Consider the following 24,646-nt stretch of genomic DNA (forward strand, 5'->3'; position numbering starts at 1 on the left):
TTTATAATTTCATAAGAATTCCATTTATATTTTTAAATTATTTTCAATTGATATAATCTGCAATTTTTTTAACTAGAAAGATTTGACATCCTTTGCGAGTTACATTCTAATCGTATTTTTTTCATGATATGGAAAATCATGGCATTTTTGAATTTTCTAAAACCGGCACCTTATCTACATGAAATACAGGATAAAACTGTTGTTGAACGGCAATATCGTTATTGGCGTATTCGCACCTTTTATGCAATGTATATAGGTTATGTTTTGTTTTATTTTACGCGAAAAAGTTTTACTTTCGCGATGCCTGCATTACAAAGCGCCTTGGGGATGAGCAAAACTGAACTGGGTCTGATTGCGAGCATTTTGAGCTTGAGTTATGGCATCAGCAAATTTTTGAGCGGGATCCTTGGCGATAAATCAAATCCTCGTTATTTAATGGCGATTGGACTCATTTTGACAGGTGTGGTCAATATTTTGTTTGGCTTGTCCTCCACCTGGTGGTTATTTGCAATTTTTTGGGGCTTGAATGGTTGGTTTCAAGGGTGGGGATGGCCAGGGTGTACCAAACTATTAACCCACTGGTATTCTCAATCCGAACGTGGCCGCTGGTGGAGTATTTGGAATACATCACATAACGTTGGGGGCGCATTAATTCCCTTGATTGTTGCTATGTGCGCGCAATATTACGGCTGGCGTTCCGCTATGTATGTACCTGGCGTCATCTGCATTCTAGGAGGATTTTTTTTAATCAATCGTTTAAGAGATACTCCGCAGTCGCTTGGTTTACCTGCGATTGAGCAACATCGACAGGATTTTTCCGGTATATCAAGTCACCACCCAGAAAAAACAGAACTCTCAGTCAAAGAAATTCTTTGGAATTATGTGCTAAGCAACCCCTATATTTGGATACTGTCGATTTCTTATGTGTTTGTTTATATTGTCCGAACAGCCATTAATGATTGGAGCATGCTGTACTTAACCGAAGTGAAGGATTATTCCCTAATTACAGCAGGTAGTTGCGTCATATGGTTTGAGGTTGGCGGCTTTTTTGGAAGTCTGGCGGCCGGCTGGCTCTCGGATAAAGTATTTAAGGGCAAACGCAACCCAATCAATGTTCTCTTTACTGCAGGCGTATTTGCCACTTTGTTGCTTTTTGGGTTGACCAGGGGATATACACCATTCCTCGATTCCTTGTTTCTTTTTTTCTTTGGTTTTTTTATCTTCGGACCCCAAATGATGATTGGTATGGCCTGTGCGGAGTTATCACATAAAAAAGCTGCGGCGACTGCAACTGGTTTTGCCGGATTTTTTGCCTATTGTTTGGGTGCTGTTTTGGCTGGTGCTCCATTGGGTGCAATTATCAAAAACTACGGCTGGGATAATTTCTTTCTGACCTTGTTCATTTGCTGCTTGATTCCATTACTCTTGATGCTGCCACTCTGGAATGTGAAATCCCATCGAAGATCTCGTAAACCAGAATTTACAGGCAAATCAGAGTTTGCGTAGTACAGGTTGGGTCGTATTCGACCCAACACAAAAATTTTGAATTACCCCCAAAAGCAAGCTTAGGTCGAGCTCATGCTCCAACATTTTCTTAGCCTTCTCTCCCTAAAAATCCACCGCATACTAAATTCATCATGACCTACCGAATGTTAAGAAATGGCTTTTTGAATAAATCGATAAATACTGAGGATCTTGCCAGTCTGATGGTTTTGCTTCATTAAGTCGGAATATAGCTCTGCATCTTTGGCTATACTTAATCATAAGGGCTAGTAAGTAACATAGGCACTAAACCATGGATGAAAATGTTTTAGAAAATTTTATGAGGCAATCTCATCTTATCAATGATTTGTGTGAACCATTGTTATTGAAGTATGGAGTGAATTTTTTCAGGTACATGGAAATCCACGAAAGTGGAGATTTCATTGGTTTAATCAATAATCTCAAATATTACGAATATGCAGCTTCTCAAATGCAAAAAAATGATCTCTTTCTTTCTGCCCCGTTATGGTCGATAAAGCAATATCCTCAAAGTGGGACCTACTTGTCTTATCTGCGTGCTTCAAATGGTCCTGAGATTTTACAAGAAGTTGCTAGAAAATTTGTAATTGGCAATCTTCTGACGATAGTTAACAAGGAAGTAACTAAGGAAGGGATTTTAATTAAGATTTTTGTTTATGGAACAGATATCAATAATATCAATATTAATCAACGTTATTTAAGAGACCTTAAATTATTTCAGGAATTCAGTCAGTATTTTAATAAACGTATGCTGCGTTTATTAAGTACTATGGACAGGGCTTCTCCCAGTGGGCTTTTGACTACCGATATTAAGGAAGCGGTATATCATTTTGACTGGGATAAGGAGACATTAGAGACAATAAACGTCAAGGATAAAATAATAAAAATTAAACAAGACATCAGGACATTGAATTTAACGAAAAGAGAGCAGCAGATTATTGCAGAATACATGAAAGGCTTAAATCATAGAGAGACAGCAGACAAATTATTCATTGCGAAAAAAACAGTTGAAAGACATTTTGAGAATATTAGAACTAAATTAAATTGTAGCTCCAAAGATGAAATTGTATCTACATTAATGGACAAGGGGTATTTTTATATAGAAGACTCGAATCATATCACCTAACCACGCGAAGTAACTATTGACTCTGGAGCCTTTCCAGGAAGATTTGAAAACCTATTAGGTAAAAGCAAAATCAACAAGCAGTTATAATAAGCAGAAGTTATAATCTCAAATTTAATTTAAATTGGGTAGATCTACCCACGCGTCGTTTATAGTTCATTTAATAATGCATTCGTAAAATAAACTACCAATTTATAAGTTTATTTAAGGGTATTATTATGAAAACTAATTCAGATATTGAGCAAATATTAAATGAAGATAAAGATAAATTTGAGTTTGATAATTTACCTTCTGAGCTGCAACTTAAAATAGCACAGACTTTATCTAACCCTGATTTGTTAAATTTTGCTATGGTTTCACAGGGTCATTGGTCTTTTTTTAAAGAAGAGGAAGTTGATGTTCGTAAATTATTACACCATGTTGTACGCGGTGAGCATGATTTGGTTCAATCGATGCTAAGAAATAATATAGATTTAATCTTTAAAAGAGGGAAAGTGACGGATTGTTCCGGACGAACCTTTGATAACATTAGTGCTTTTGAGTACGCGCTTTGGGCCCTGGATAAACACATGTGGGATGCCATGCTGGCTTGCATACCTGAAAATGAAGATCGTAGGCCGATATTAGCCAAATTACACTCTCGATATGACCAAGTCAACATAAAGGGAGTCACTTACAGGCTCAATGGAAATACAATCACGGAACAGCATTTTGATTTTGCAAATACCATTATTAAAGAATTGCGACATCACACAAAAATAAGCCGAGCAGCCTCGTGGTTTTGTTATCAAGATCTGGCTGCTCTGCAAAAGCATTGGGTAGAGGGGGTTGGTGGTACACAAAAGCTCTTGCCGATGCATGTTGTTCATGAGTACTGCTCTCCTGAACCCTTTTATCCTGTGCCAAATTTTACCTCCAAACCACAATCATTCAAACAATTTTGGAAAGCTGATAACACTCAAAATTGGTTCGGGCCTTCGTCTGAGTTGGCGCTTGAGTTGGCAATACTTAAAGGAACATTTGGGAGAGCCTATGCGATGCTTCCGCCGCTCACGCTTGCCTTTATAATTAAAGAGGATATAGATGCCTTAGAGAAATTATGTGAAGTAAGAACAATTGACTTTATTCGCCTCGAATCGCAACTTGAAGAACAGTTAACAACTGATAAAACCCCAGGTTTAAATATTGGCTGATTCAGTCGCAATCTAAAAAACCGGCAGCCTAAGCTGCCGGATATACCTCCCTAAAAATACCTCAAAAAACATAAAGAAAAATCTTGGTATAACCAGTTATTCTCATTAACCACGTAACCTACAAAAAATTGGGTATGTCTACCTAACCTACTTGTTGCAATTAGTGTAGAAGCACCGTTCTAAAAGTATAAATAATTATCGCATTTAAAGAATGTTCCATCCAGAATTTCTCGTAAGTATTTGGTTTTATTTAGCTTGCAAAAGGACAGAATGAATCAATGCCTCGAAAGATTATTGGGTTTATTCAAATTGGGTATATCTACCCATACACAATCTAAAATTCATTTAATATTAATTTCTTATCATAAAGTTTATTTCATAAAACTTTAGGAGATATTAAATGCAAAGTCCAGAAGAAATCCGTGAAGCCTTAAGACAACAAATGGCACAAAACAATGAATCAGGGACTGGAGTAGATTCTTCATTTTCAGATGCTGAACTTGATGCAATTGCGGCCAAAAAATTAAAGTCTAGAGAGCACGATAACGATGCTTCTTTAGGTTGGGAAATTTCTAAGAAAAAGGCAAAAAAAATCTTTAAACTGGAAGATAAAGGGCCAATTCTTATTTTTAAAAGACAAATTACACCTGATGCTGAAAATATTCTGCTTTCATTTGAAAACATGTTGCGCAATAAACCGGATGGATATTGGCTTATTCGAGAAAGTAGACAATTTGGAATGATTAGCGTCACCTATAAGCAAGCAGGAAAAATCAATCATGCTCGATTTGCTTTTGTGGGTGAGAATTGGAAAGAAGTGGGTGGAGATGACCTTGTCAATTACTCAAGACCTGATAGCTATCAACGGATCATGAGAGAAAACATAAAAGAAAAGTGCGAGGAACTTCTTAAGCAAATATTTACCACCATAGGACTAGAAAAAACGAACATTCTCATTCCTACAGCAAAACAGGCCTCTACGGCACCTGAATATTCTGGTTATTGCGACATTTATCAGGTATATGTGAAAGTTGGCTCTGGAAGAGAAGTCGTTTATGGTAACCCACTTGAAGCCCTAAATAATGTTGAACTGATATTAAATACTATTTTAGCGGACTTAAAAGGTCCCAGAGCAGAAGAAAATGAATCTAATAGCGCTCTAGCTTTTTTGAAAGAATATAATCTACCCAATATAACGCCAGAAGAGCTGACTCAACATTTTCGCCAACCCAAACCTTTTAAGAGTGGAGACCATCTCCAGGAAGTAATACAATTAAAAGACCAATTTGCTGAATGGTTAGAGAAGTGTGGTCTACGAGATAATCTTTTCTGTCCTGTCACACAGGAATTATTTCTAGAACCCTATTACTTAACAGAAACAGGCCAAGTTTATGATGCAGATGGTATTTTTCATCATGATAAATTACTGGATAAATGCCCGTTAACTCAAACTCCCATCGATGAATATCCTACGCATTGCAAGGGTTATCGGAGCAAATTGAAGCTTTGTCTTTTTAAATTTTTGGAAGCAGTGCAATTGGTTCAAGATCCAGAGCAACAGCAACAGATAGAACAGGCATCTAAAGAAGAGCAAGAAGCCCTTTCAGAAAGAGCCATTGCGGGGACAACAAGAAACTCAAACTTTTCCCCAGCTTTTTTTACCAGCACTCCAAGTTTGAGAGAAGGCAATAGCACGGAGACATCGTGTGCTGAAACTGATAACACTGATCAAAAGCATGGAACCTTCGGTCTTTAGCTTAACTAGGTAGATTGGGAGCCGAATAAGAGGACTTGAAGGGCTCTCAATGTGCCCTTATTGAGGCATAAGTAACAAAATATTTCGGCCATAGGCTACACTCAAAGGTATTTCTGAGGTGTATAACAGTTTTGAGTGTGCAAGAAGAAAAGGAAATGTCGGGCGAAGCGCCCGACCTACGCTTGCTAATCCTTCTTCTAAGGGGAGATTCCTTCGTAGCTGTGCCTTTTCAATTCATAAAGTAATTGAATACCAGATAGACCATATAGTATCCTTTCAATGATTATGTTTTCCATACTATAACTCCTTCAAAAACGGGCACTTTTAGTTCGAATCTAATAGTAGATTGGAATTTCAAAATAAAAACTATCAGATCCATATACCACATCCGAATACGGTCTGATTTTGTTTGATTAGTCTATAATTTAAACTAGAAATTAGAAATTAGAAATTGGAATATTATCATGTGGTCCAAGTCAAAAAAAAATTCTTCTAATCATCAAAATGAACTCTATACTAAATTTCTTAGGGCACATAAGGATCTTGATAATCATGTAAGCGGGGATATATTGGTTAATTTAGATAGGGCCCAAACTGAATTAAAAAAGATAGAAAAAGTTTTTAAAATTATTGAGGATCATAAACGTCAACCGCTAGGTAATCTTGAGGAAAAATTAAAAGAAGCAATGGGGCATGAAACTCTGGTGGAGCAACTGAAACTAGAGAAATCTCTACTGGATGAAGCAACTAAGGATGTAGAGAGGCTTGCTTTCTCATTCGAAGAGATGAAATTCTTATTAAGCCTTTTTGGACACGAAGGAGGGGGAATTTCAAAATTTTCTTTGGAAAAAGTTTTGGATACATTAGAAAAGCTGCCAACAAGTACAAAAGAAGAGGATAAACAAATTCTTGCTAAACTTGGCCAAGGTAACCCAGATAAGGCAAATGCAGTATTAATGGGGCTCATAGATGAAATTAAAACTCGTTCAGAAAACCCCGACATCGGGTGGGATTATCTAAAAGATATATTATCCAAGGGGGTTGGGAAGGTAGCTCACTATAATGATAAAAAAAATATATACAATGAAACGCTTATATTGAAAACCAAGTTGGAAGAACAAATCACAGATTTAACAAAGCCCAAAACGCTTCAAAGAGGTTTAGAGAAATTAAAACAAAAGCAAGCAGCTATTTCTAAGTATGTTCAGGAGCTCAAAGGCGTTAAAGCAATTCACGAAAAATATTATGTTGTTCTAGGTACCACTATAGACAGGGATACATATGATTTAAAGAGCGATCTCAAAGGTGTCGAAAAAAATTTAAGCTCTGTTAAGAATAAGGAAAAGAAAGAGGGATCCAGTGAATATAGCCGCCGGAAAGTCCAAGAGCTTGAACGATCTGTAAAAGTCTTATCATGTTTAACCAAAAAAGGAAGGCTAACTCAAGCTATTAGTGAGATAGAAGACGCTTTTAGCAGAGAAGTAAAACGCTTTGATGATGTTTTAAAAGAACTAGATAAAGAATCCACAATGAGAGAACATCAAAAAATTTTATTCATGCCTGGCACTCCTTCAAGCAGTAAGGATAAACAAGCAAAATATGAAGAAAATAAACTGGAGATTGCACGATTAATGGCCTTATTAGATGGAATAAAGGTAGAAGGTAAAACACTTACAGAAGACGAGAGAAAAAGATGGGAAAAAATAGAAAAGCAAATCGAAATGTTAGAGTATGAAAATGACGCACTCCAGCCAGATAGATCTTCAAAAAGTAATCAAGAAATCATTAGTTACTTAAAGGATGGCATGCGATTAACGTTAGAAATTGAAAAAAACAAAAACAAAGCGACCTCGTACTTTAAAGATACAAAAGAATTGATAAGAAAATTGAGGGAAGAAGATAATCCTCCAGAAAAGGATGACTCTTATTCTTTATAAAGAAAAATGCAACTAACTAGTAAAACATAGTTACGTACCAAAATCAGAGAGAAAAACCCGTATTACGCTTCGCTAATACGGCTAGGCGTGCTAAGTGTATTGGGTAGGCACCTTCACAAGAAACTTAAATATGCCGGTTTTGTGTTATCTATTTTTTCCAACCATTACGCCTTTACAAACTCACAGTATAGTCTGTGGTTACAGGGGTATTTAAGGTCAGTTTGTTCTATAATTTAACAATAATTATAGGAACAAACCTGGGAGTCTTGTTATGGAAAATCAACCTTATGATCAAGAAAAGGCTGAAGCATTTGCCGATAATTTACTGAGTACTTTTAACAGTGCCGCATCAACCCTGATGATTTCGTTGGGGCATCGAACCGGTATTTTTGACATTATGCAAGACATGCCACCTAGTACTTCAGCTGAAATAGCCAAGGCTGCATCACTTAATGAGCGATATGTTAGAGAATGGTTAAATGCGTTGGTGACAAGTCATATTATTATTTATGACAAAGATAGGGCAACTTACAAACTACCTTTGGAACACGCTGCTTTTTTAACACGTCAATCTTCACCAAATAATATGGCAGTGATTGCTCAATTTATCCCGGTATTGGCTTATGTTGAAAATGAAATTGTTCAGGCCTTTAAAGAAGGCGGGGGGGTTCCATACGAAGCGTATAATCGCTTTCACGAAGTGATGTCTGAAGAAAGCGGTCAGACTGTCGTTTCATCTCTTTTAGACAGTATACTGCCTTTAGTTGATGGTTTGATAGAGCGGTTAGAATCCGGTATAACTGTATTGGATATCGGATGTGGTTACGGTAAAGCAATAAATATGATGGCAGAAAAGTTTGTAAATAGTACTTTTTATGGCTACGATATCTGTCCAGAAACCATCGAAAAGGCCCAGATGGAGGCTGAATCAAAAGAGATAAGCAATGTCTTTTTTCAACGTCAGGATCTTGCTCAATGGCAAGATGAAGAAAAATTTGATTTCATCACGGCTTTTGATGTCATTCATGATCAGGCCCATCCTGAGGTTGTATTAAAGAATGTTTATCATGCTTTAAAAGCAAACGGTGTTTTTTTAGCTCAGGATATTAAAACCTCCACTTTTGTTGAAAATAATATTGATCATATTTTAGGACCATTAATATACACAATTTCTTGTATGCATTGTATGACAGTATCACTTGCCCAAAATGGCGCTGGCCTGGGAGCGGCATGGGGAGAAGAGTTGGCAGAAGAAATGTTCAAAAAAGCCGGCTTTAAAAGCATTGAAAAGTGTTATTTAAAGCACGATATTGTGAACACTTATTATATATTAAAAAAGAATAATATACGATGAATCTCAATATTAAAGTTTGATACCAAGAAGCTTCCTTAGATATGCTTTTATTGGTGGGGCCCACTAGGACTTGAACCTAGGGTCAGATTATGAGCCCCCAGTTAAAAATAAAAAAGCAGCGGTGACTGCAACAGGCTTTGCCGGATTTTTTGCTTATTGTTTAGGAGCTGTTCTGGCTGGGGCTCCTTTGGGTGCAATTATCAAAAATTACGGCTAGGATAATTTCTTCCTCACATTGTTTATTTGCTGCTTGATTCCATTTTTTATGATGCTGCCACTCTGGCATGTGAAAGACCGTCGAGGGCATCGTAAATCAGAATTTTCAGGCAAATCTGAGTTTGCTTAGTGATTGACTTCCCTAGGTGATCCAGTATAAATAAAGGGTGGTGCAAGCAAGGCGGCGAAAGACAAACGCGCTGTCATGCGATTAGGGTAGAAATCGAATGTTGGTATCATGCAATTAATCTAAACTACTTTTACTGCCCAAGGCCAATTATAACTGCTTTACAAGGTGTGTCCTCGTGGATTGTCATTGGTTTCATAAATCCGTGGTTTTCATCCGGGGTAATTGGTATTAAATAGCCTTTAACTTCAACGTTACTCCGGCTACTATTGATAATTAAAGCCGCCCTTTCAGCTAAATTAGAGTTGTGAATTTTTTTATTATCAAATTTAAATAAACCACACGAGAGTGCGGGAACATTTTTTTTCCGATTTCTCCATTCTTCTCTTGATTGTACATTGCCTACGGTAGCGCCTCTATGTAAGTAGGGGTTATTTACACCATTTATTTTCGCGGAATTTGTTTTATCATAAATGTTCTTTAAGATACTATCTGGTATGTAGGGGATGTCATTTTTATTGCAAACCGCTAGCACCATATAGTTATTTTTGAGTTTTCTTTGCTTATTAATCTTAATCATTTCTCCAAAGGTTTCTTCTTTGTATTGCTCATTATAATAATGGAGCTGATATTGCCCTTGTGACATTGTAAGTACAAAACAAGGGAAGCTTAGTATTTTTTCCCTATCTGGGGTAGCAGCGTTATTTTTTTCACATTGGTATACATATAACATTGCAGAAGATGATTTGGTTTCAACCTCGGGGGTTTTTATATCCGCTGTGTCGCAGCCTAAAATGGTAAACCGCTTGAGTCGCGGATATTGCTTCTCATGCCTCAGTTCGTTGGCAACATTATCAACTAGCTCCCTCGTGCTGTTGTAGGATGTTCTATTTTTCCTGGACCAGTGACAATTAACCGTGACTTCACTAACATATTTCATTAATTCCTGATTGACTACGGGTGTGTCTGTGGCTATCACGATGCCCTTTTTATAAAACTCTTTTTTCTTGAGGTTACTAGCCATTTCAAGTTCAACTATATTTTGTGTCGTATCCTTATTTGTAATTATCAGTTTCAAATTGATATCATTTTTTTGGATGAACTGACCTAAATCTTCCACAATTCCTCTTGCAAGATTATGATGTTTTAATTTTTTTAGTTCATTCAGTTCGCTATTGAATTCTGCAAAAATGGTACTGGAATTTTCGAAATCCCATTCTGTCTTGAATTTTTGAGCTTTGACTTCCCTCTTAAACTCTTTTAATAATTTAACCATGTTATTCAAGTGCTTCGTTGCTTCATCAATATCCGCGCTCATGATAATTGGTCTATAGTTTGATGCTCTCTTATAATTATACTATTTGGCCTTCAAGTGGGCCACCAGATTATTTCAAGGGCTCATTTTTAGAAATCACTGGCTTTGTAAGATTTCTCCATATATAGACCTAACTATGGCAATTCACGGGGAGACGCCAGGGCCATTATTTTTTTCAAAAATAAAAATGACTGTCCCTTTTTAACAAAGCCTAAAAAAGCATCTGCTTTTGCATTAGGCAGTTTTCCAGGATTGTAATGATAGAGCCATATTTTTTTCTTCAGTTTTTTGAGGATAGTGATCAATTCTGAATAATGCATGAACACCACTACTATTTTCTGTTGTTTCGCAATCATGAAAAATAATAGTTGCTTCTAAAAGCTGCTTGGGAACAAAACTCGCTCAAACTGAGGGCGTTGAATTGTATTTTTTTAAACTGTAGCAAAATCAAGTCTCTTGAACTGAACGTTGAAGATATTCTTTAATTTCTATTCTGGAATTTTAATCGTATTAAGCAAAGGAGTGAATGATGTTAAAGGGGTTTTTATCTTCCGGAGTGGTGTTAGGCCTATATATGAGCACTGCCTTTGCGAACATGTTTACAAATAGTGAGCAGTTTAGGTTTATAGGGGTGATCTTGGTCTTAATTCTGTAATAAATAAATCTACCGAAACCCTAATTGGACAGCAACAAAAGGGTTCGGGTCTTGCTTTTTGCCTATTGCCTAGAAATCGGCAAAAAGCAAGACCTGACCCCAGATATATGACCCCAGATATGCTTAATTTTTATCGCAGTAATCCACTACAAATGTCCTGCGATGTATAACAGTGTCGTACTCAAATACGCAAATTCCCCACAATAAATTTTTACCCCATATCGATTCTTTCATTATAACCAACATCATTGCTATCGGGGTAGCGGATAGACGAAATTTACAATAGTTCCATTAAAGCTGCCAAGTTAGCTAAAAGGAAATGCATGTATTAATGATCTATCTATCAAAGAACTTTACTACCAAAACGACCATTTTCTCCTGTGTTGACCTTACTTATAACACTTATTCTTAAGCGAAGTTGCTTTTCAATTTCAATAATAGCAAAAAATATTGCGCCAGTAAGAACGATTAGCACACCATCCCAAAAGGGGATAGCTTCAGTAATAAATAGTGTCTGCAAAGGAGGAAAATAAGTGATTGCAAACTGTGCCACAGTAATCACGATGACTGCCATCCATACCATTTTGGTCCCTTGTACCCCTTTCCATGTAAGTGAGGTGGTATAAATGTTGCGAATATAAAACAAATGAAAAATTTCAAGTACAACCAGAGTATTTAACGCGATGGTGCGGGCCAGCTCAAGTGAATAACCACGATCTAGGGCATAAAAATAGATGCCAAAAACCCCGCAGATAAATAGAATGGAAACCAAAATAATATGCCATACCAAACTTCCAGTGAGCAAAGGTTCACTTCGAGGGCGAGGCGGGCGATGCATGGTTCCTTCTTCTGTAGGCTCAAAGGCTAGAGCAAGACCAAGCGTCACCGCAGTAATCAAATTAATCCATAAAATTTGAATGGGCGTTACGGGTAAACTTAAGTCTAAGAGCAGTGCCAGAATAATAGTCATTGCTTCACCCGCATTAGTAGGCAGGGTCCAGCTAATTACTTTTTTAAGATTGTCATAAACGGTACGGCCCTCCCGAACAGCCGCCACAATAGAGGCAAAATTATCATCTGTCAGTATGAACTCAGAAGCTTCTTTAGCAACTTCACTGCCTTTTTTCCCCATGGCGATTCCAGCATCTGCCCGTTTTAATGCAGGAGCATCATTCACCCCATCGCCGGTCATGGCTACAGTCATGCCATGCGATTGCAATGCCATGACCAGTCTTAATTTATGTTCAGGACTGGTGCGGGCAAAAATATCGGTATCCAATACCGCATTTCGGAGTATCGCATCATTCATGCTATCCAAATCAACACCCGTTAATACCTTGTCCAAATTTTTAAGCCCTATTTGCCGACCAATGGCAAGTGCGGTACTGGCATGATCTCCTGTAATCATTTTGACTACGATACCTGCGGCATGGCATTGTGCCACCGCCGTAATGGACTCAGGCCTTGGAGGATCAATTAAGCCAACCATTCCAAGTAACGTCAAACTGCCCTCAACATCAGAAAACTCCAAAACGGTATGTTCTGGCTTTGCTTTTTTGATTGCAAACGCCAGTACACGCTGTCCACGGGCCGCGATTTGCTCCATTTGCTCTTTCCAATACATTTCATTTAAAGCTTGTATTTCGCCCCAATTGGTTTGTTGATTTTGGCACATCTTCAAAACTTGTTCAGGAGCACCTTTTATAAGGATCATCGCATGTTTTAAATGGTTATGATTTAAGGTAGCCATGAAGCGATGTCTGGCATCGAAAGGAATCACATCGGTACGTACCCACGATGCGTTTTCTTCTTTTAGAATCAGTCCTGTTTTACCGGCAAATGCGAGTAAAGCACCCTCCATCGGATCGCCCTCTACAGTCCAGCGCCCTTCTTGTTCATGAAGTGTGGCATCATTACAAAGCATTGCAGCGCGTGCGAGATTCTTAAGTAGAGGATGCTCGTTGCTATCAATCACTTCTTCGTTAAAGCTAATCATTCCTTGAGGTTCATAACCAATGCCATCCAAAATAAATAAGTGATTACTGGTTAAGACCGAAGAGACGGTCATCTCATTTTGGGTCAGCGTACCGGTTTTATCGGTACAGATAACCGATACTGAGCCTAAGGTTTCAATGGCAGGTAGTCGGCGTACAATGGTGTGTCGTCGCGCCATGGCTTGCACGCCAATGGCTAAAGTAATTGAAAGGACCGCGGGAAGACCTTCAGGGATTGCCGCAACCGACAAACCAACCATGACCATAAACAATTCACCAAACGGATGATGCTGGACAAAATAACTATAAGCAAGAAGAATTGCGGCAATTAATAAAATAAATAAAGTGAGCCATTTTGCAAACAGCCCCATTTGTAGGACTAATGGCGTAGTTAATGATTCTACTCGTGACAATAATCCACTAATACATCCAATTTGAGTCGTGGAGCCTGTTTCTACAACAATCCCTTTGCCTTGACCAGCAGTCACCAGTGTCCCGCTAAATGCCATGCACGACCGGTCTCCTAGTACAGCATTCCTTGAAACAGAATGGATGTGTTTTTCAACAGGGACGGATTCGCCAGTAAGTATGGCTTCCTGAATAGTAAGACCATGAGATTTTATTAAACGTACATCAGCAGGAACTTTATCTCCTGCTTCCAGTACAATAATATCGCCTGGAGCAAGCTTCTCGCTGGCAATGCGCACTCGCTCACCATCTCGTATTACCGTAGCGGTAGGGGAGAGCATTTTTCGAATCGCATCCAGTGCTTTTTCTGCTTTTCCTTCCTGGATGAATCCGATTAGTGCATTGATGATAACAACGGCTAAAATAACTGCAGTATCTACCCAGTGTTGTAAGAAAGAAGTCACCAGGGCAGCCACTAATAATACATAGATGAGTATGTTATGAAACTGAAGTAAAAATCGGAAAAAAGTGCTTGTTCTTTTGGGCTCTGGTAAGCGATTGAAGCCATAAACCTTTAATCTGCTTTGAGACTCCTCCTCGCTTAGACCAAGCTCTGTAGTATTTAATGTCGCGAGAATTGTTTCTTTGGATTGCTCATGCCAGCATCGTTCTGAGAGGATGTTGGGTTGTTCTGCCATGATACTTTTTTCCCTGATTAATACGCTTTTACCGGCGAAACAAATCCGAGAGGCTTTAATGCCAGTAATGAACAATCAATTTTCTGCAAAATGTTCTCTGCGGTATTGCCAATGATAAATCCCGATATACCAGTGCGGGCGACTGTACCCATTACCAAAATGTCGATTTTTTTATGAGTTATGATCTCTGGGATGACCTCCTCCGGTTGCCCTTTGGGATATTCTATATGGTATTCTGCAGGAATTTGCGCTCGATTAATTAATTCTCGCAGCAGCAATCCATGATCCTTTTGTTCTTCAACGACCATTTTCTCGAGCTCATCTTCAGAGACTTTTATCCAGACACTGTCTCGTAAATAATTTTCCAATTCGAACTCCCAGCAAGAAAGGATGCTTAATTTCCCCTGATAAAAGGTGTTCAATGAATGCGAAAGGGCCAATAAACGAAGCGACAAATCTTGTGCGGCAGGCTCTTCATCTTTGGGATCGATAGCAACTGCAATGCGAAGGTCTTGTAGGGTGTGTTTCAGCGGGCGATAAAGAAACAAGGCACAAGGGCATTTGCGCAATAGTTCCATATCCAGGGCATTAAATCCTTTCATACCCTCTGGTGTTTCCGCTGCTTTAATAAGAAGGTCATGAGAATTTTTAAGGACATGGCGAATGATTCGGATATCGGGTGTCGTGCCACAATCTACTTCAATATCGATGGGTATTTTCTTTTTAGGAAAGCCAAGCCCTGATTTTGCCGATTGAATGGTTTTATTCATTTTATCAATTAGAGACTCTTCATAAGAAGTTTTATACTCACTCAGTGTGTCAGGAAAAGGAGGGCAGGTAATTAAGATACGCAGTTGAGCTTCATTTTTAGAAGCTAATTTTAGTGCCAACTGTAAGGCTTCTGTTTCATCCTTCACTCCATGACTAACGAATAAAATATTATGAAATCGTTGCATTACTTATTCCTCCTTGAAACGATTTTTTGAGAAAGCAACGATTCAGCGTCGTGTTTGAAGCATTGCTTTTGAGCCTCTTACATGTACTGGCCGCCATTCACATCCAGATTGGCCCCGGTGATAAAACCTGAAGCAGGGGATGCTAAAAAGACAACGGTTTCTGCAACATCTTGTGGGAGGCCTAAACGCCCAACCGGTATTGCTGAAATTATAGTATTTAATACCTCTTCTCGCATGGTGCTCAGCATGGGGGTTTCAATATAGCCAGGGGAGATGGTGTTTACCGTAATGCCCTTGCTGGCTACCTCAAGCGCCAAGCTTTTGGTAAAGCCAAATAAAGCCGCTTTAGTCGCTGCGTAATTACATTGTCCAAACTGACCTTTACGTCCGTTAATGGAGGAAATGGAGATAATCCGTCCATATCCTTTTTCAAGCATTGCGGGTAAGGTATTGCGTGTCATGTTAAATACACTGGTTAAATTCGCATCCAATACAGATTGCCACTGCTCTGGCATCATCTTTTTTAAACTGGAATCTTGGGTCACCCCTGCATTGTTGACCAGGACATCGATTTGACCATAGCGCTCCATAATCAGTGAAACCAGCTGTTCACAATCATTAAACTGTGAAATATCCGCATACAGTATATCAATCTCAAACCCTGCTTTTTGTTGTGCTTTTTGCCATTGAATGGCCTCTTCATGATTGCCATTTTTGAAGTAGCAGGCAATGACACAATAGTCCGTTGCTAAGCGTTGACAAATTGCGGTCCCAATCCCGCCAGTACCACCAGTAACAATTGCTATCTTTTTCTCCATGATTATCTTCCTTAATCAAATCAGTTTGTCCGTATAAAAAAGTACTTTACAGCTAACGTTTGATGGATGCCTTTTTTAGCATTAAAAATCCCGCTAATCCTGATATAAAAGAACCAAGAACCACCCCAATTTTAACCATAGGCATTAAACTTGAATCATTATTTTGGTACGCTAAAGTGCCAATAAAAAGACTCATGGTAAAGCCAACGCCACAAATGAGTGCAATGCCATAGACTTGAGTCAGGTTCACCTTATCCGTTTTTAGAATTTGCTTGAATTTAACAAAATAACCTAAAGAGATGAAGATGCCGAATTGTTTTCCAAGAAACAATCCTAAGCCAACTCCCAGCACGATAGGATGAGTAAACATTGATAAATCAAGTCCAATAAAGGTAACGCCTGCATTAGCAAATGCGAACAGAGGAAGAATTAAAAAGACAACCCAATGATGTAGTCCATCTTCCAAACGAGACAGCATGGATTGTTTCCCCTCATCAGGAATCGTCATGGCAATCACAATCCCGGCAAGGGTGGCATGAACTCCTGATTTTAATACCGCAATCCACAAAGCGGCTCCAAAAAGCATGAAGACCGAGATATGACGACATTTGAAATAATTTAAGCCAATCAAAATCAAAGTAAACAATAAAGCGAGTGAAAGCGAGAGTAACGATAAGTTCTCGGTATAAAATAATGCAATAATAATAATGGCTGCAATATCATCAAAAATAGCGATTGCGGTGAGTAAAATTTTAAGTGAAAAAGGAACGCGGGTGCCTAAAAGAGACACAATGCCTAAGGTAAAGGCAATGTCGGTGGCGGTGGGGATAGCCCACCCTTTAAGGTACACTGGATTATGAGCATTAAAGAAAACAAAGATTAATGCAGGAAATATCAATCCGCTTAATGCCGTAAGGGCAGGAACTAAAAGATTTGTTTTGTTACTTAAAATTCCGCGATTAATTTCCCGTTTTATTTCAAGTCCTATCAATAAGAAATATATCGCCATTAATCCATCATTAACCCACAAAAGGAGCGGTTTTTTTATAGACAGGCTTCCAACAGAGACATTGCCACTAATACTTAAAAAATGTTCATAACCAATACGATAAGGGGAGTTAGCAACAATTATTGCAAGTACTGCAGCAATAAATAATAAAATGCCTCCTATGGTTTCTAAGTTATAAAAGGAATCCGATTTTTTCATGAATTTATTTTACAAGTGACTAAAAAAGTAAGTGTACTTTGTGTTTGAGACTGATACAAATTTTTATTTTAGATTAGAAACTTCTAAATTTAGAGAAGATTACATAAATCCTAGGAAAGACATCCTCTACTTTACCCCCTATATTAATAAATGGAAAGGCAATCAGAACAATGGGATTACTATTATAAAGCCACTTAATTATTATGTTTAAAGAAGTGAAAAATAAGTATTGATAGCAATGCAGTCATAATGAAAGGTATTGCAATTGGTAGTTGATTCTGGTCCTGAGAGAGTGCAACCAGACTGCTTGAACCTGCTCCTCCCAAAATTTGCATAAAACCAAATAAAGCTCCTGCTGTTCCCGCTATTTTAGGAAAAGGTGTAAGTGCACCTGCAGATGAGTTGGGAAAGACCAAACTTGAACCCATCATAAAAAGAAGAATCGGCATAACAATGACGACCGTATTAATATATCCAATCAGATAAAAGAGTAACAAGTTGCGATAAAAAACCAATATTCATCATACGTTCTAAATTGATTGTTCTGAAAACAAACGTTTTCTTAACCAAAATGCAACATTCACAAGTAAAATAAGAACGGGTACTTCAACCAATGGGCCAATGACTGTTGTAAAAGCAATGGCAGAGTTGAGTCCGAACGTGCCAATTGCTACAGCAATAGCCAATTCAAAATTATTGCTTGCTGCGGTGAATGAAGTAGCTGTTGTTTTTTCGTAGTTCGCACCTATAACTTTTCCCATTACAAAACTGATAAAAAACATAATTACAAAATAAATCGTCAGTGGAATAGCAATGCGAATTACATCAAATGGAAGTTGTAAAACCATAGATCCTTTCAAAGAAAACATCGCCAGAATTGTAAACAGCAGGGCAACCAGGGTGATAGGAGAAATTTTTGGTAAAAAATTGGTTTCATACCAATACAGCCCTTTTTGCTTTATCAATACAAAGCGAGTCAGAAATCCAGCAAAAAAGGGAATCCCAAGATAAATAAAGACACTTTCTGCAATAGTCATGAAATTGATATGAACTATTTGCCCAGCTAAGCCCACTAGTGGTGGTAGGACTGAGAGAAAGAACCAGGCATAGATACTAAAAAACAACAGTTGAAAAATGCTGTTAAAGGCCACCAAGGCTGCAACATACTGATTATCTCCCTCAGCAAGCTGATTCCAGACAATCACCATGGCAATGCACCGTGCCAAACCAATGAGAATAAGTCCCGTCATGTATTCGGGATAACCATGCAAGAACAATACAGCAAGCCCAAACATGAGAAATGGACCAATAAGCCAATTTTGAATTAAAGACAACAACAGAATGCGCCAATCTTTAAATACCAGCGGTAATTCTTCATATTTCACCCGAGCCAAGGGAGGGTACATCATTAAAATCAGCCCGAGCGCAATGGGAATATTGGTGGAACCAATAGACAAGGAATTGATAAATTGTGGTGCTCCAGTAAAGAGTGAACCGATCCCAACACCTGTGACCATGGTTAGGAAAATCCAGAATGTTAAATACCTGTCTAAAAAAGAAAGACGTCTGGTGCTGCACGTGCTCATGACAGCAACTCCTTTTCTATCCGTTGTTTCAGTTGCCTAAATACTTCTTCAAATGCGGTATTAATTTGAATTTCAGAGTCTTTTATTTTAGCTGGATCAGGAATACTCCAATGGAGTTTTTTGGGATGCCTAGGGAAAATGGGACAATTTTCGCGAGCTGCCTGGTCACATACTGTAATCACTAAATCAATAGACTCTGACTTAAATTCATTCCAGGATTTACTACGAGGCGCATTTGGTTTTATACCATGATTGGCAAGTGTTTCTGCTGTTTTGGGATGTACGCTTCCAGTCGGATCGCTACCTGCACTGAAAGCCAGATAGCGTCCATTGGAGTAATGATTGGTTATAGCTTCAGCCATAATAGACCGACAGGAATTACCAGTACAAAGAAATAATAATCTTAACGGTTGGGTATTCATCAGCCACAACATCCAGTTGTTTTTGTATCACAGCAAGAGGTTGCTGTGCTTTTTTCTGGCATGCAACAAGAGCTTTCTGTTGCTGTTCCACCAGAAAAAAATTGGGCATCTTCCATAGTATGATAGGCTTCCCATGCAATTCCACTTGGATCATTGACCCATGATTTTTCTGATTTAGCATAGCAACAGGTTGTTTCACCATCGCTATGAGTTGAAATATTGGCTTCTGAAAATTGTTTTCTTAATGTCTCTAATTCAGCGGCATCATCTACTTGAATACCCAAGTGTTCTACCCCACGCTTGCCAGCACGTGTTGAGATTGCAAAATTGATGCGCGGATCGTCCAACATCCATTTGGCATAATCCGATTTCTCTTTGACAGGCTTGGCTCCAAACAAAGCATTATAGAAACGGATGCTATCAGCGAGGTTATTCACGCCAATATGAATATGAAAACGTTTCATGATTTACTCCTTAGTAGAAGGACAACAACTATTTAATTCAATAACCAGACAATTTTGTGTATCAGGTTGTTGAATTTTGACTTGTTGTTTACTGCAGCAATCCTGAACCATAAAGGCGATAAAATCGCGCATTAATTCAAAATTAGCTGAATAAAAAACATAACGCCCCTTACGGCATGAGTTTACAAGTCCAGCATTCGATAAATGGCTTAAATGAAATGACAAGGTATTGTGTAAAATACCCAATTCATCACCAATTGCGCTTGCTGATAACCCTTCAGGCCCAGCTTGAACAAGTAGTCGAAATACTTGTAAACGGGTTTCTTGTGATAGGGTGTCAAATATTTTTAGAGATTCTTTTATGTCCATAATTCTAGAATAGTAGAATTATTTGATTTGATCAAGTGATCTTTGTGTCAAGTTTTATTCTGCCTGGTGCTGTTCTCATGCATTTAGCGCAATTTTTCTTTTTATTTGACAAGTAAAACTATTTTTTATAACTTAGACAATAACGCTTTTCCTGAGCGAGCCCCCTTCCAGTGCAAAACTCTTAGAGAGTAGGAAATTCGATTTTTATATTTAGAAAAATAAATATTAGGAAGGGAGTGTTTATTTTTCGCTAATATGAGGATCGAAATGATATCTTTTTCTAAAAGTATTCCTTCAATAAAATCCCTTAAATTATCAGCAAAAAAAATAGCTTCAACGAAGAATATTCCACTAAGCCAAGCGCTTGATCTTGTTGCCAATGAATACGGATTTACTCATTGGATTTTGCTGCATAAATATTTTAAATCAGTGCGCATGAATAATGTTGAATCCATTTGGCAATCATTTCTTCCTGGAGAAATGTTATTGCTATCCGCGGCTGAGGGTGCAGGAAAACTCTCTTTTGCTCTTAATCTGGCTTTGTATGCAGCACAAATAAAATTACCAGTTAAATATTACTCTATGCATGTTAATGCATCCTTCATTTTTGAGCGTTTAAATAAAATTTCATGTCAAAATTTAGAGTGTGATTTGCAACAAGAACAATATATGGAGGTAGAAGTAAATTGTTTTGATCAAAATACTTTAATAGAAAAAATTAAAAAAGATAAACCTGGTTCTTTATTAATTATTGACTATTTACAAGCCATTGTATCCCATAGAGAAATAGATCCATACCATGATTTTGTGCGTGAATTGAAATTAATTGCTCAACAGCATACTTTGAGAGTATTAATACTCAGCCAAGTCAATCAAGAAATTAATTTTGAATCTCTGGATTATATTGCTGGCGGATGTTCAATCAGTAGATATTTCGCCCACGTGATTCATATAGAGCCACAGCAACGTGAAATTGAAGGCGAGCGAGAAATCGTTTTGGTTAAATCAATACATTACCAAAAGCAAAAATCGCTCTTGCAGTTTAATAAAGATAATTATCGCTTCGTTTAATCATTTTCACAAAGGGTAGCCAAGATTTATCTTTAATAAAAACAATCCATGGTCTGTCGTACTCAAATACGCAAACTCTCACAATGGATTTTTACGGGATTTTTTTAATATTGAAACCCGTTATTGGGTTTTAATATTAAAATTATAGGTATGAAACTAAATAATGAACTTACATTGAAAGATCAGTTTACAAGACCAGTCGTTTACGCCGCAGAGGCACGTGAAGCACGTATTCACCCCAGCCGACTCAGCTATTATGTTAAAACTAATCGGATTGAACGCATTGGTCATGGTGTTTATCGGGGGGTAGAATCCTCTGTTGATGCGGATTTTCAATGGGAAGATCTGATTATTATCACCAAAAGTATACCGCAAGGTGTGGTCTGTCTCGTTTCAGCTTTGGCTCTGTATGAACTGACGGATGAAATGCCTCGAGAACATTGGATAGCTGTTCCTCATTCTACTACGGCGCCAAAACGAGAGCATACTCGTATTGTTAGAATGCGTGATATGGAAACAGGTAAAACACTGTATACAGTAGGACGAGAAACAGTAGTCATTTTTGACAGAGAAAGAACAATAATAGACGCTTTTCGTTATCTCAGTAAAGAAATTGCCATTAAAGCGCTTAAAGCTGCAGTGAGTGGTAGAGCATTCAAAAAATTGGATATTAAAAAACTTCAGCAGTATGCGAGACAATTTGGACTTAATCTTGAGCCTTATATTTTGACGGTGACAACATGAATGAACAAGCCTTAAAAGCACGCTTAAAACATATTGGCAAAGAAAAAGGTAAAAATTTTAATGAAGTTTGGAAGCTATTACTTCTAGAGCGATTTTTAGCCAGACTTTCTCGTTCTGAATATTCTGATAAATTCATATTCAAAGGCGGGTTGCTATTATCCTATTATCTGACTATTGGCAGTGAGAACAGGGGTCAAATCTTTTGATTATCGTATTAGTTTTCAATTTACCCTTAATCAAAAGACTTGACCCCTAAATTTTTAGACTTGTTTAAATTTTTACAAGGTTACCTTTTAATGTGATGCAACACGACGTACACACTAAGCCAAATAAAAAATTAGCTCCAATCAAAAAATGATAAAATTAAGATGTGGATATATGGAAATAAATTACTCAATATGGAACTATTATGAAACAACATCTCTATCATTATTGGCTTAGGTGTGCCTGCGTTTTAACCATGGTAACAGGACTGATAAGCTTGCTTGCAAGTTATCCCGATACAGATTTTTTATGGCGTTATTTGTTTAATGCTCTGAGTGGGTTTCAATCTGATATCCAGTTTAGTGCAGTGGCCCGGACCCTCAGTGCTGTTTTAGGTGGAGTCATGATTGGCTGGGGATGGATGATGTTTTATCTGGTTCATCCATCTGTATTTAATCAATTTATTCGCAATGCCCTATTATCCGGAATAATTGTTTGGTTTCTTACGGACTCTATAGGATCCTATGTATCTGATTTGCCTATGAATATTGTTTTGAATATCATCTTTCTAATAATTTTTCTGATTCCTCTTATATCTTTAAAGAAATCGAAGTGAAATGGATGCAGCGGAAATTTTATTAGCATGCAATAGATTCATATATCGATCTTTCAAGTTATTGGGATTATTAGTATCAATATCTGAAAGGTCAACATATGAGGCGAGTTGTTTTAGTGGTTTTTTTGAATTTAAAGCTTCATTTATTGCAGGACGATACTCTTCGCCCAAAAGTTGGGCTAAGTCTTTAGAATGTTGACTTATGCTTGTATTGGGCTTTGATTTACCAAAATCAATTAGCTTAACATCCATATTGTGTATATCGCTGATTATATTGTCTGACTTAATATCATTGTGCTCTATACCTTTACGATGCAGCTTATCTAACTTTAAAATGATATTTTCCGCGATATTAAGTTTCATTGCTTGCGATAAACCGTTTTTTAAAAGATATCTTAATAAAATTCCTGATTCATAAGGCATAAAAAATTCACGGACAACACCTTTCCCACTTGGGTCTTGTGCTTTCCATATAGTAGATTCTCTTTCATAATATTGGACGGCTTTAGGCTGAGTTTTATGTGTTCTTGCTTTAAGGATGCCAAGTTCATTTTGAATTTCTGTATGGGACGAAAAAGAACACCAGGGCTGCAAAAGCGTGACAGCGTCTGGTGTATTGACAAAAAGTCTTCGGACGACGACTTTGCGAAAGCACTGGTCCTGACAATTTCGAAGAGGCGGAAAAGTATCTCGCAAGGCGACTCGAAGAGATAAGATTGGCAAGTCTCGTGGTTGCTCAATATAAGCAGCTGTAACAGCTGGCACTTTTAGAATTAGTTCAGCCAGCACGTTCCATAGTGATCCCAAAGGAATCGAATTCGAATTATAATTTAAATTTAGGAGAAAAACATGAAAGTTGTAATAATTGAACAATTTGGACCTTCAAGCGTGATGAAGCTTATGGATCAGCCAACGCCCAATCCAGGTTACGACGAAGTTCTTGTCAGAGTGAAAGCTGCTTCCGTAAACCCTGTCGATATACAAACCAGAAGGGGGGACTACAACAATTCGATTACATTACCAGCTAGGCTCGGAGTTGATTGTGCAGGTATCATTGAGAAGGTTGGAAAAGGTGTTCATGGTTTTCAGATTGGGGATGAGGTGTTCTATGTCCCGAGGCTACTCGAAAACGAGGGGAGTTATGCAACGCATCATGTCGAGAAAGCAACCATAGTCGCAAAAAAACCTGAAACGATTTCTTTCGAACAAGCTGCTACGTTACCGTTATCCGCTGGTACCGCATGGGAGTGTTTGATTGAGAGGGGGCGCCTAAAGTCGGGTGATAAAGTTCTCATTCATGGCGGAGCAGGAGGCGTCGGTGTGTATGCAATCCAGATTGCAAAATTTTTTGGAGCACATGTTGTAACTACATCTGGCCTACATAACAAAGATTTTGTAGAAATGCTAGGAGCTGATGTCAGTTATGATTATCGCAAAGAGTCATTGTATCAAGAACTTCGTCAAGACTATCCCGCTGGTTTTGATATTATCCTAGATACCGTGGGTCAAAAAACAATAGAAAATAGTCTTTCATTACTGGCAACCTCAGGGAGGTTAGTGTCAATTGTCGATATATCTGAACCTCAAAACTTGATTAGTGGCTGGCTAGTTAATGCAGAGATCCATTTTGTTTTTACAACTCAATCCGCGAAAAGGCTTGCTGAAATTGCAAAAGTGGTCGATGCGGGCGGTATAAAGCCTATTATTGAACGTGTTATGAAGTTAAGTGAAATAGTGTTAGCTCATGATCTAATCGAGGCTGGAAACAGAAAAGGTAAGATTGCAATCTCAATAGATTAGTGCGTGTGTGTGGATTAAAAGTAGTCTAGCCGAATCTATCTATAGTGCAAACAGCGCCATCAATGCCTTTTGGCTCTAGTAACGGCAACACC

At 38.0% G+C, this 24,646-nt stretch carries 23 protein-coding genes and 1 pseudogene; 12 read left to right on the forward strand and 12 right to left on the reverse strand.

The features are described 5' to 3' along the window. Positions 1 to 138: 138 nt before the first annotated feature. The 7 genes and pseudogenes from uhpC to FOLKNPGA_RS19165 all read left to right on the forward strand — a co-directional run. Complete coding sequence (gene uhpC / locus FOLKNPGA_RS02650) at positions 139 to 1,506, forward strand: MFS transporter (protein ID WP_182351633.1); 1,368 nt, start codon at positions 139 to 141, stop codon at positions 1,504 to 1,506. Between the two features lie 289 nt (positions 1,507 to 1,795). Continuing rightward, positions 1,796 to 2,647, forward strand: coding sequence for a LuxR C-terminal-related transcriptional regulator (locus FOLKNPGA_RS02655; RefSeq protein ID WP_182351634.1), 852 nt, complete (start codon positions 1,796 to 1,798; stop codon positions 2,645 to 2,647). Positions 2,648 to 2,862: 215 nt separating this feature from the next. Then, entirely contained in the window at positions 2,863 to 3,837 is a 975-nt protein-coding gene (locus FOLKNPGA_RS02660) for an F-box protein (protein WP_182351635.1), read from the forward strand. Positions 3,838 to 4,237: 400 nt separating this feature from the next. Next, on the forward strand, positions 4,238 to 5,593 hold the full coding sequence (locus FOLKNPGA_RS02665; RefSeq protein WP_182351636.1) for a hypothetical protein: 1,356 nt from the start codon (positions 4,238 to 4,240) through the stop codon (positions 5,591 to 5,593). Positions 5,594 to 6,057: 464 nt separating this feature from the next. Then, entirely contained in the window at positions 6,058 to 7,530 is a 1,473-nt protein-coding gene (locus tag FOLKNPGA_RS02670) for a hypothetical protein (RefSeq protein ID WP_182351637.1), read from the forward strand. 271 nt (positions 7,531 to 7,801) lie between these two features. Next, complete coding sequence (locus FOLKNPGA_RS02675; RefSeq protein WP_182351638.1) at positions 7,802 to 8,884, forward strand: class I SAM-dependent methyltransferase; 1,083 nt, start codon at positions 7,802 to 7,804, stop codon at positions 8,882 to 8,884. A 106-nt stretch (positions 8,885 to 8,990) separates the two neighbouring features. Beyond that, positions 8,991 to 9,230, forward strand: a pseudogene (locus FOLKNPGA_RS19165) (MFS transporter family glucose-6-phosphate receptor UhpC); the annotation flags it as partial. A gap of 130 nt (positions 9,231 to 9,360) precedes the next feature. Here the strand turns inward: FOLKNPGA_RS19165 and FOLKNPGA_RS02685 are convergent. From FOLKNPGA_RS02685 to FOLKNPGA_RS02735, 11 genes are all read right to left on the reverse strand, one after another. Next, on the reverse strand, positions 9,361 to 10,545 hold the full coding sequence (locus tag FOLKNPGA_RS02685) for a hypothetical protein (RefSeq protein ID WP_182351639.1): 1,185 nt from the start codon (positions 10,543 to 10,545) through the stop codon (positions 9,361 to 9,363). A gap of 131 nt (positions 10,546 to 10,676) precedes the next feature. Next, the gene (locus FOLKNPGA_RS02690; protein ID WP_232890501.1) at positions 10,677 to 10,898 is read right to left on the reverse strand and encodes a hypothetical protein; all 222 of its coding nucleotides are present in this window, start codon (positions 10,896 to 10,898) and stop codon (positions 10,677 to 10,679) included. Between the two features lie 642 nt (positions 10,899 to 11,540). Continuing rightward, positions 11,541 to 14,297: a cation-transporting P-type ATPase gene (locus FOLKNPGA_RS02695; protein ID WP_182351640.1), complete on the reverse strand. Its 2,757-nt coding sequence runs from the start codon at positions 14,295 to 14,297 to the stop codon at positions 11,541 to 11,543. A gap of 17 nt (positions 14,298 to 14,314) precedes the next feature. After that, a complete protein-coding gene (locus FOLKNPGA_RS02700) occupies positions 14,315 to 15,253 on the reverse strand; it encodes a universal stress protein (protein WP_182351641.1) in 939 nt (312 codons plus the stop codon). Between the two features lie 77 nt (positions 15,254 to 15,330). Beyond that, positions 15,331 to 16,071: an acetoacetyl-CoA reductase gene (gene phbB, locus FOLKNPGA_RS02705; protein ID WP_182351642.1), complete on the reverse strand. Its 741-nt coding sequence runs from the start codon at positions 16,069 to 16,071 to the stop codon at positions 15,331 to 15,333. A 52-nt stretch (positions 16,072 to 16,123) separates the two neighbouring features. Beyond that, positions 16,124 to 17,278, reverse strand: a complete 1,155-nt coding sequence (gene nhaA, locus FOLKNPGA_RS02710) for a Na+/H+ antiporter NhaA (RefSeq protein WP_182351643.1) — start codon at positions 17,276 to 17,278, stop codon at positions 16,124 to 16,126. A gap of 194 nt (positions 17,279 to 17,472) precedes the next feature. Then, positions 17,473 to 17,793, reverse strand: a complete 321-nt coding sequence (locus FOLKNPGA_RS02715; protein WP_182351644.1) for a hypothetical protein — start codon at positions 17,791 to 17,793, stop codon at positions 17,473 to 17,475. 15 nt (positions 17,794 to 17,808) lie between these two features. Next, positions 17,809 to 18,864: an ACR3 family arsenite efflux transporter gene (gene arsB, locus FOLKNPGA_RS02720; RefSeq protein ID WP_182351645.1), complete on the reverse strand. Its 1,056-nt coding sequence runs from the start codon at positions 18,862 to 18,864 to the stop codon at positions 17,809 to 17,811. Beyond that, entirely contained in the window at positions 18,861 to 19,286 is a 426-nt protein-coding gene (locus FOLKNPGA_RS02725) for an arsenate reductase ArsC (protein ID WP_182351646.1), read from the reverse strand. Before FOLKNPGA_RS02725 ends, arsB begins: the two co-directional genes overlap by 4 nt. Next, positions 19,286 to 19,750, reverse strand: a complete 465-nt coding sequence (locus FOLKNPGA_RS02730) for an ArsI/CadI family heavy metal resistance metalloenzyme (protein ID WP_182351647.1) — start codon at positions 19,748 to 19,750, stop codon at positions 19,286 to 19,288. Before FOLKNPGA_RS02730 ends, FOLKNPGA_RS02725 begins: the two co-directional genes overlap by 1 nt. A gap of 3 nt (positions 19,751 to 19,753) precedes the next feature. Further along, on the reverse strand, positions 19,754 to 20,119 hold the full coding sequence (locus tag FOLKNPGA_RS02735; protein WP_182351648.1) for a helix-turn-helix transcriptional regulator: 366 nt from the start codon (positions 20,117 to 20,119) through the stop codon (positions 19,754 to 19,756). A gap of 267 nt (positions 20,120 to 20,386) precedes the next feature. On the opposite strand from FOLKNPGA_RS02735, the gene FOLKNPGA_RS02740 reads away from it, so the two are divergent. From FOLKNPGA_RS02740 to FOLKNPGA_RS02755, 4 genes are all read left to right on the forward strand, one after another. Then, positions 20,387 to 21,190: a hypothetical protein gene (locus FOLKNPGA_RS02740; RefSeq protein WP_182351649.1), complete on the forward strand. Its 804-nt coding sequence runs from the start codon at positions 20,387 to 20,389 to the stop codon at positions 21,188 to 21,190. A 150-nt stretch (positions 21,191 to 21,340) separates the two neighbouring features. After that, positions 21,341 to 21,934: a type IV toxin-antitoxin system AbiEi family antitoxin domain-containing protein gene (locus FOLKNPGA_RS02745; RefSeq protein ID WP_182351650.1), complete on the forward strand. Its 594-nt coding sequence runs from the start codon at positions 21,341 to 21,343 to the stop codon at positions 21,932 to 21,934. Continuing rightward, positions 21,931 to 22,140 (forward strand): nucleotidyl transferase AbiEii/AbiGii toxin family protein, encoded by a 210-nt coding sequence (locus FOLKNPGA_RS02750; protein WP_182351651.1) that lies wholly within the window; start codon positions 21,931 to 21,933, stop codon positions 22,138 to 22,140. Before FOLKNPGA_RS02745 ends, FOLKNPGA_RS02750 begins: the two co-directional genes overlap by 4 nt. A gap of 203 nt (positions 22,141 to 22,343) precedes the next feature. Continuing rightward, a complete protein-coding gene (locus FOLKNPGA_RS02755) occupies positions 22,344 to 22,754 on the forward strand; it encodes a hypothetical protein (RefSeq protein ID WP_182351652.1) in 411 nt (136 codons plus the stop codon). Here FOLKNPGA_RS02755 and FOLKNPGA_RS02760 read toward each other — a convergent pair. Beyond that, positions 22,737 to 23,543, reverse strand: coding sequence for a lipopolysaccharide kinase InaA family protein (locus FOLKNPGA_RS02760; RefSeq protein ID WP_182351653.1), 807 nt, complete (start codon positions 23,541 to 23,543; stop codon positions 22,737 to 22,739). The genes FOLKNPGA_RS02755 and FOLKNPGA_RS02760 overlap by 18 nt on opposite strands. 60 nt (positions 23,544 to 23,603) lie before the next feature. Between FOLKNPGA_RS02760 and FOLKNPGA_RS02765 the strand changes: the two genes are divergently transcribed. After that, entirely contained in the window at positions 23,604 to 24,554 is a 951-nt protein-coding gene (locus FOLKNPGA_RS02765) for a zinc-binding dehydrogenase (RefSeq protein WP_220471047.1), read from the forward strand. The last annotated feature ends 92 nt before the right edge of the window (positions 24,555 to 24,646 follow it).

The organism is Legionella sp. PC1000 (genome assembly GCF_014109805.1).
Classification (GTDB): domain Bacteria; phylum Pseudomonadota; class Gammaproteobacteria; order Legionellales; family Legionellaceae; genus Legionella; species Legionella resiliens.

Coding starts and splice junctions, on each gene's coding strand:
- uhpC (WP_182351633.1), top strand. CDS start 139: ATGGCATTTTTGAATTTTCTAAAACCGGCACCTTATCTACATGAAATA.
- FOLKNPGA_RS02655 (WP_182351634.1), top strand. CDS start 1,796: ATGGATGAAAATGTTTTAGAAAATTTTATGAGGCAATCTCATCTTATC.
- FOLKNPGA_RS02660 (WP_182351635.1), top strand. CDS start 2,863: ATGAAAACTAATTCAGATATTGAGCAAATATTAAATGAAGATAAAGAT.
- FOLKNPGA_RS02665 (WP_182351636.1), top strand. CDS start 4,238: ATGCAAAGTCCAGAAGAAATCCGTGAAGCCTTAAGACAACAAATGGCA.
- FOLKNPGA_RS02670 (WP_182351637.1), top strand. CDS start 6,058: ATGTGGTCCAAGTCAAAAAAAAATTCTTCTAATCATCAAAATGAACTC.
- FOLKNPGA_RS02675 (WP_182351638.1), top strand. CDS start 7,802: ATGGAAAATCAACCTTATGATCAAGAAAAGGCTGAAGCATTTGCCGAT.
- FOLKNPGA_RS02685 (WP_182351639.1), bottom strand. CDS start 10,545: ATGAGCGCGGATATTGATGAAGCAACGAAGCACTTGAATAACATGGTT.
- FOLKNPGA_RS02690 (WP_232890501.1), bottom strand. CDS start 10,898: ATGATTGCGAAACAACAGAAAATAGTAGTGGTGTTCATGCATTATTCA.
- FOLKNPGA_RS02695 (WP_182351640.1), bottom strand. CDS start 14,297: ATGGCAGAACAACCCAACATCCTCTCAGAACGATGCTGGCATGAGCAA.
- FOLKNPGA_RS02700 (WP_182351641.1), bottom strand. CDS start 15,253: ATGCAACGATTTCATAATATTTTATTCGTTAGTCATGGAGTGAAGGAT.
- phbB (WP_182351642.1), bottom strand. CDS start 16,071: ATGGAGAAAAAGATAGCAATTGTTACTGGTGGTACTGGCGGGATTGGG.
- nhaA (WP_182351643.1), bottom strand. CDS start 17,278: ATGAAAAAATCGGATTCCTTTTATAACTTAGAAACCATAGGAGGCATT.
- arsB (WP_182351645.1), bottom strand. CDS start 18,864: ATGAGCACGTGCAGCACCAGACGTCTTTCTTTTTTAGACAGGTATTTA.
- FOLKNPGA_RS02725 (WP_182351646.1), bottom strand. CDS start 19,286: ATGAATACCCAACCGTTAAGATTATTATTTCTTTGTACTGGTAATTCC.
- FOLKNPGA_RS02730 (WP_182351647.1), bottom strand. CDS start 19,750: ATGAAACGTTTTCATATTCATATTGGCGTGAATAACCTCGCTGATAGC.
- FOLKNPGA_RS02735 (WP_182351648.1), bottom strand. CDS start 20,119: ATGGACATAAAAGAATCTCTAAAAATATTTGACACCCTATCACAAGAA.
- FOLKNPGA_RS02740 (WP_182351649.1), top strand. CDS start 20,387: ATGATATCTTTTTCTAAAAGTATTCCTTCAATAAAATCCCTTAAATTA.
- FOLKNPGA_RS02745 (WP_182351650.1), top strand. CDS start 21,341: ATGAAACTAAATAATGAACTTACATTGAAAGATCAGTTTACAAGACCA.
- FOLKNPGA_RS02750 (WP_182351651.1), top strand. CDS start 21,931: ATGAATGAACAAGCCTTAAAAGCACGCTTAAAACATATTGGCAAAGAA.
- FOLKNPGA_RS02755 (WP_182351652.1), top strand. CDS start 22,344: ATGAAACAACATCTCTATCATTATTGGCTTAGGTGTGCCTGCGTTTTA.
- FOLKNPGA_RS02765 (WP_220471047.1), top strand. CDS start 23,604: ATGAAAGTTGTAATAATTGAACAATTTGGACCTTCAAGCGTGATGAAG.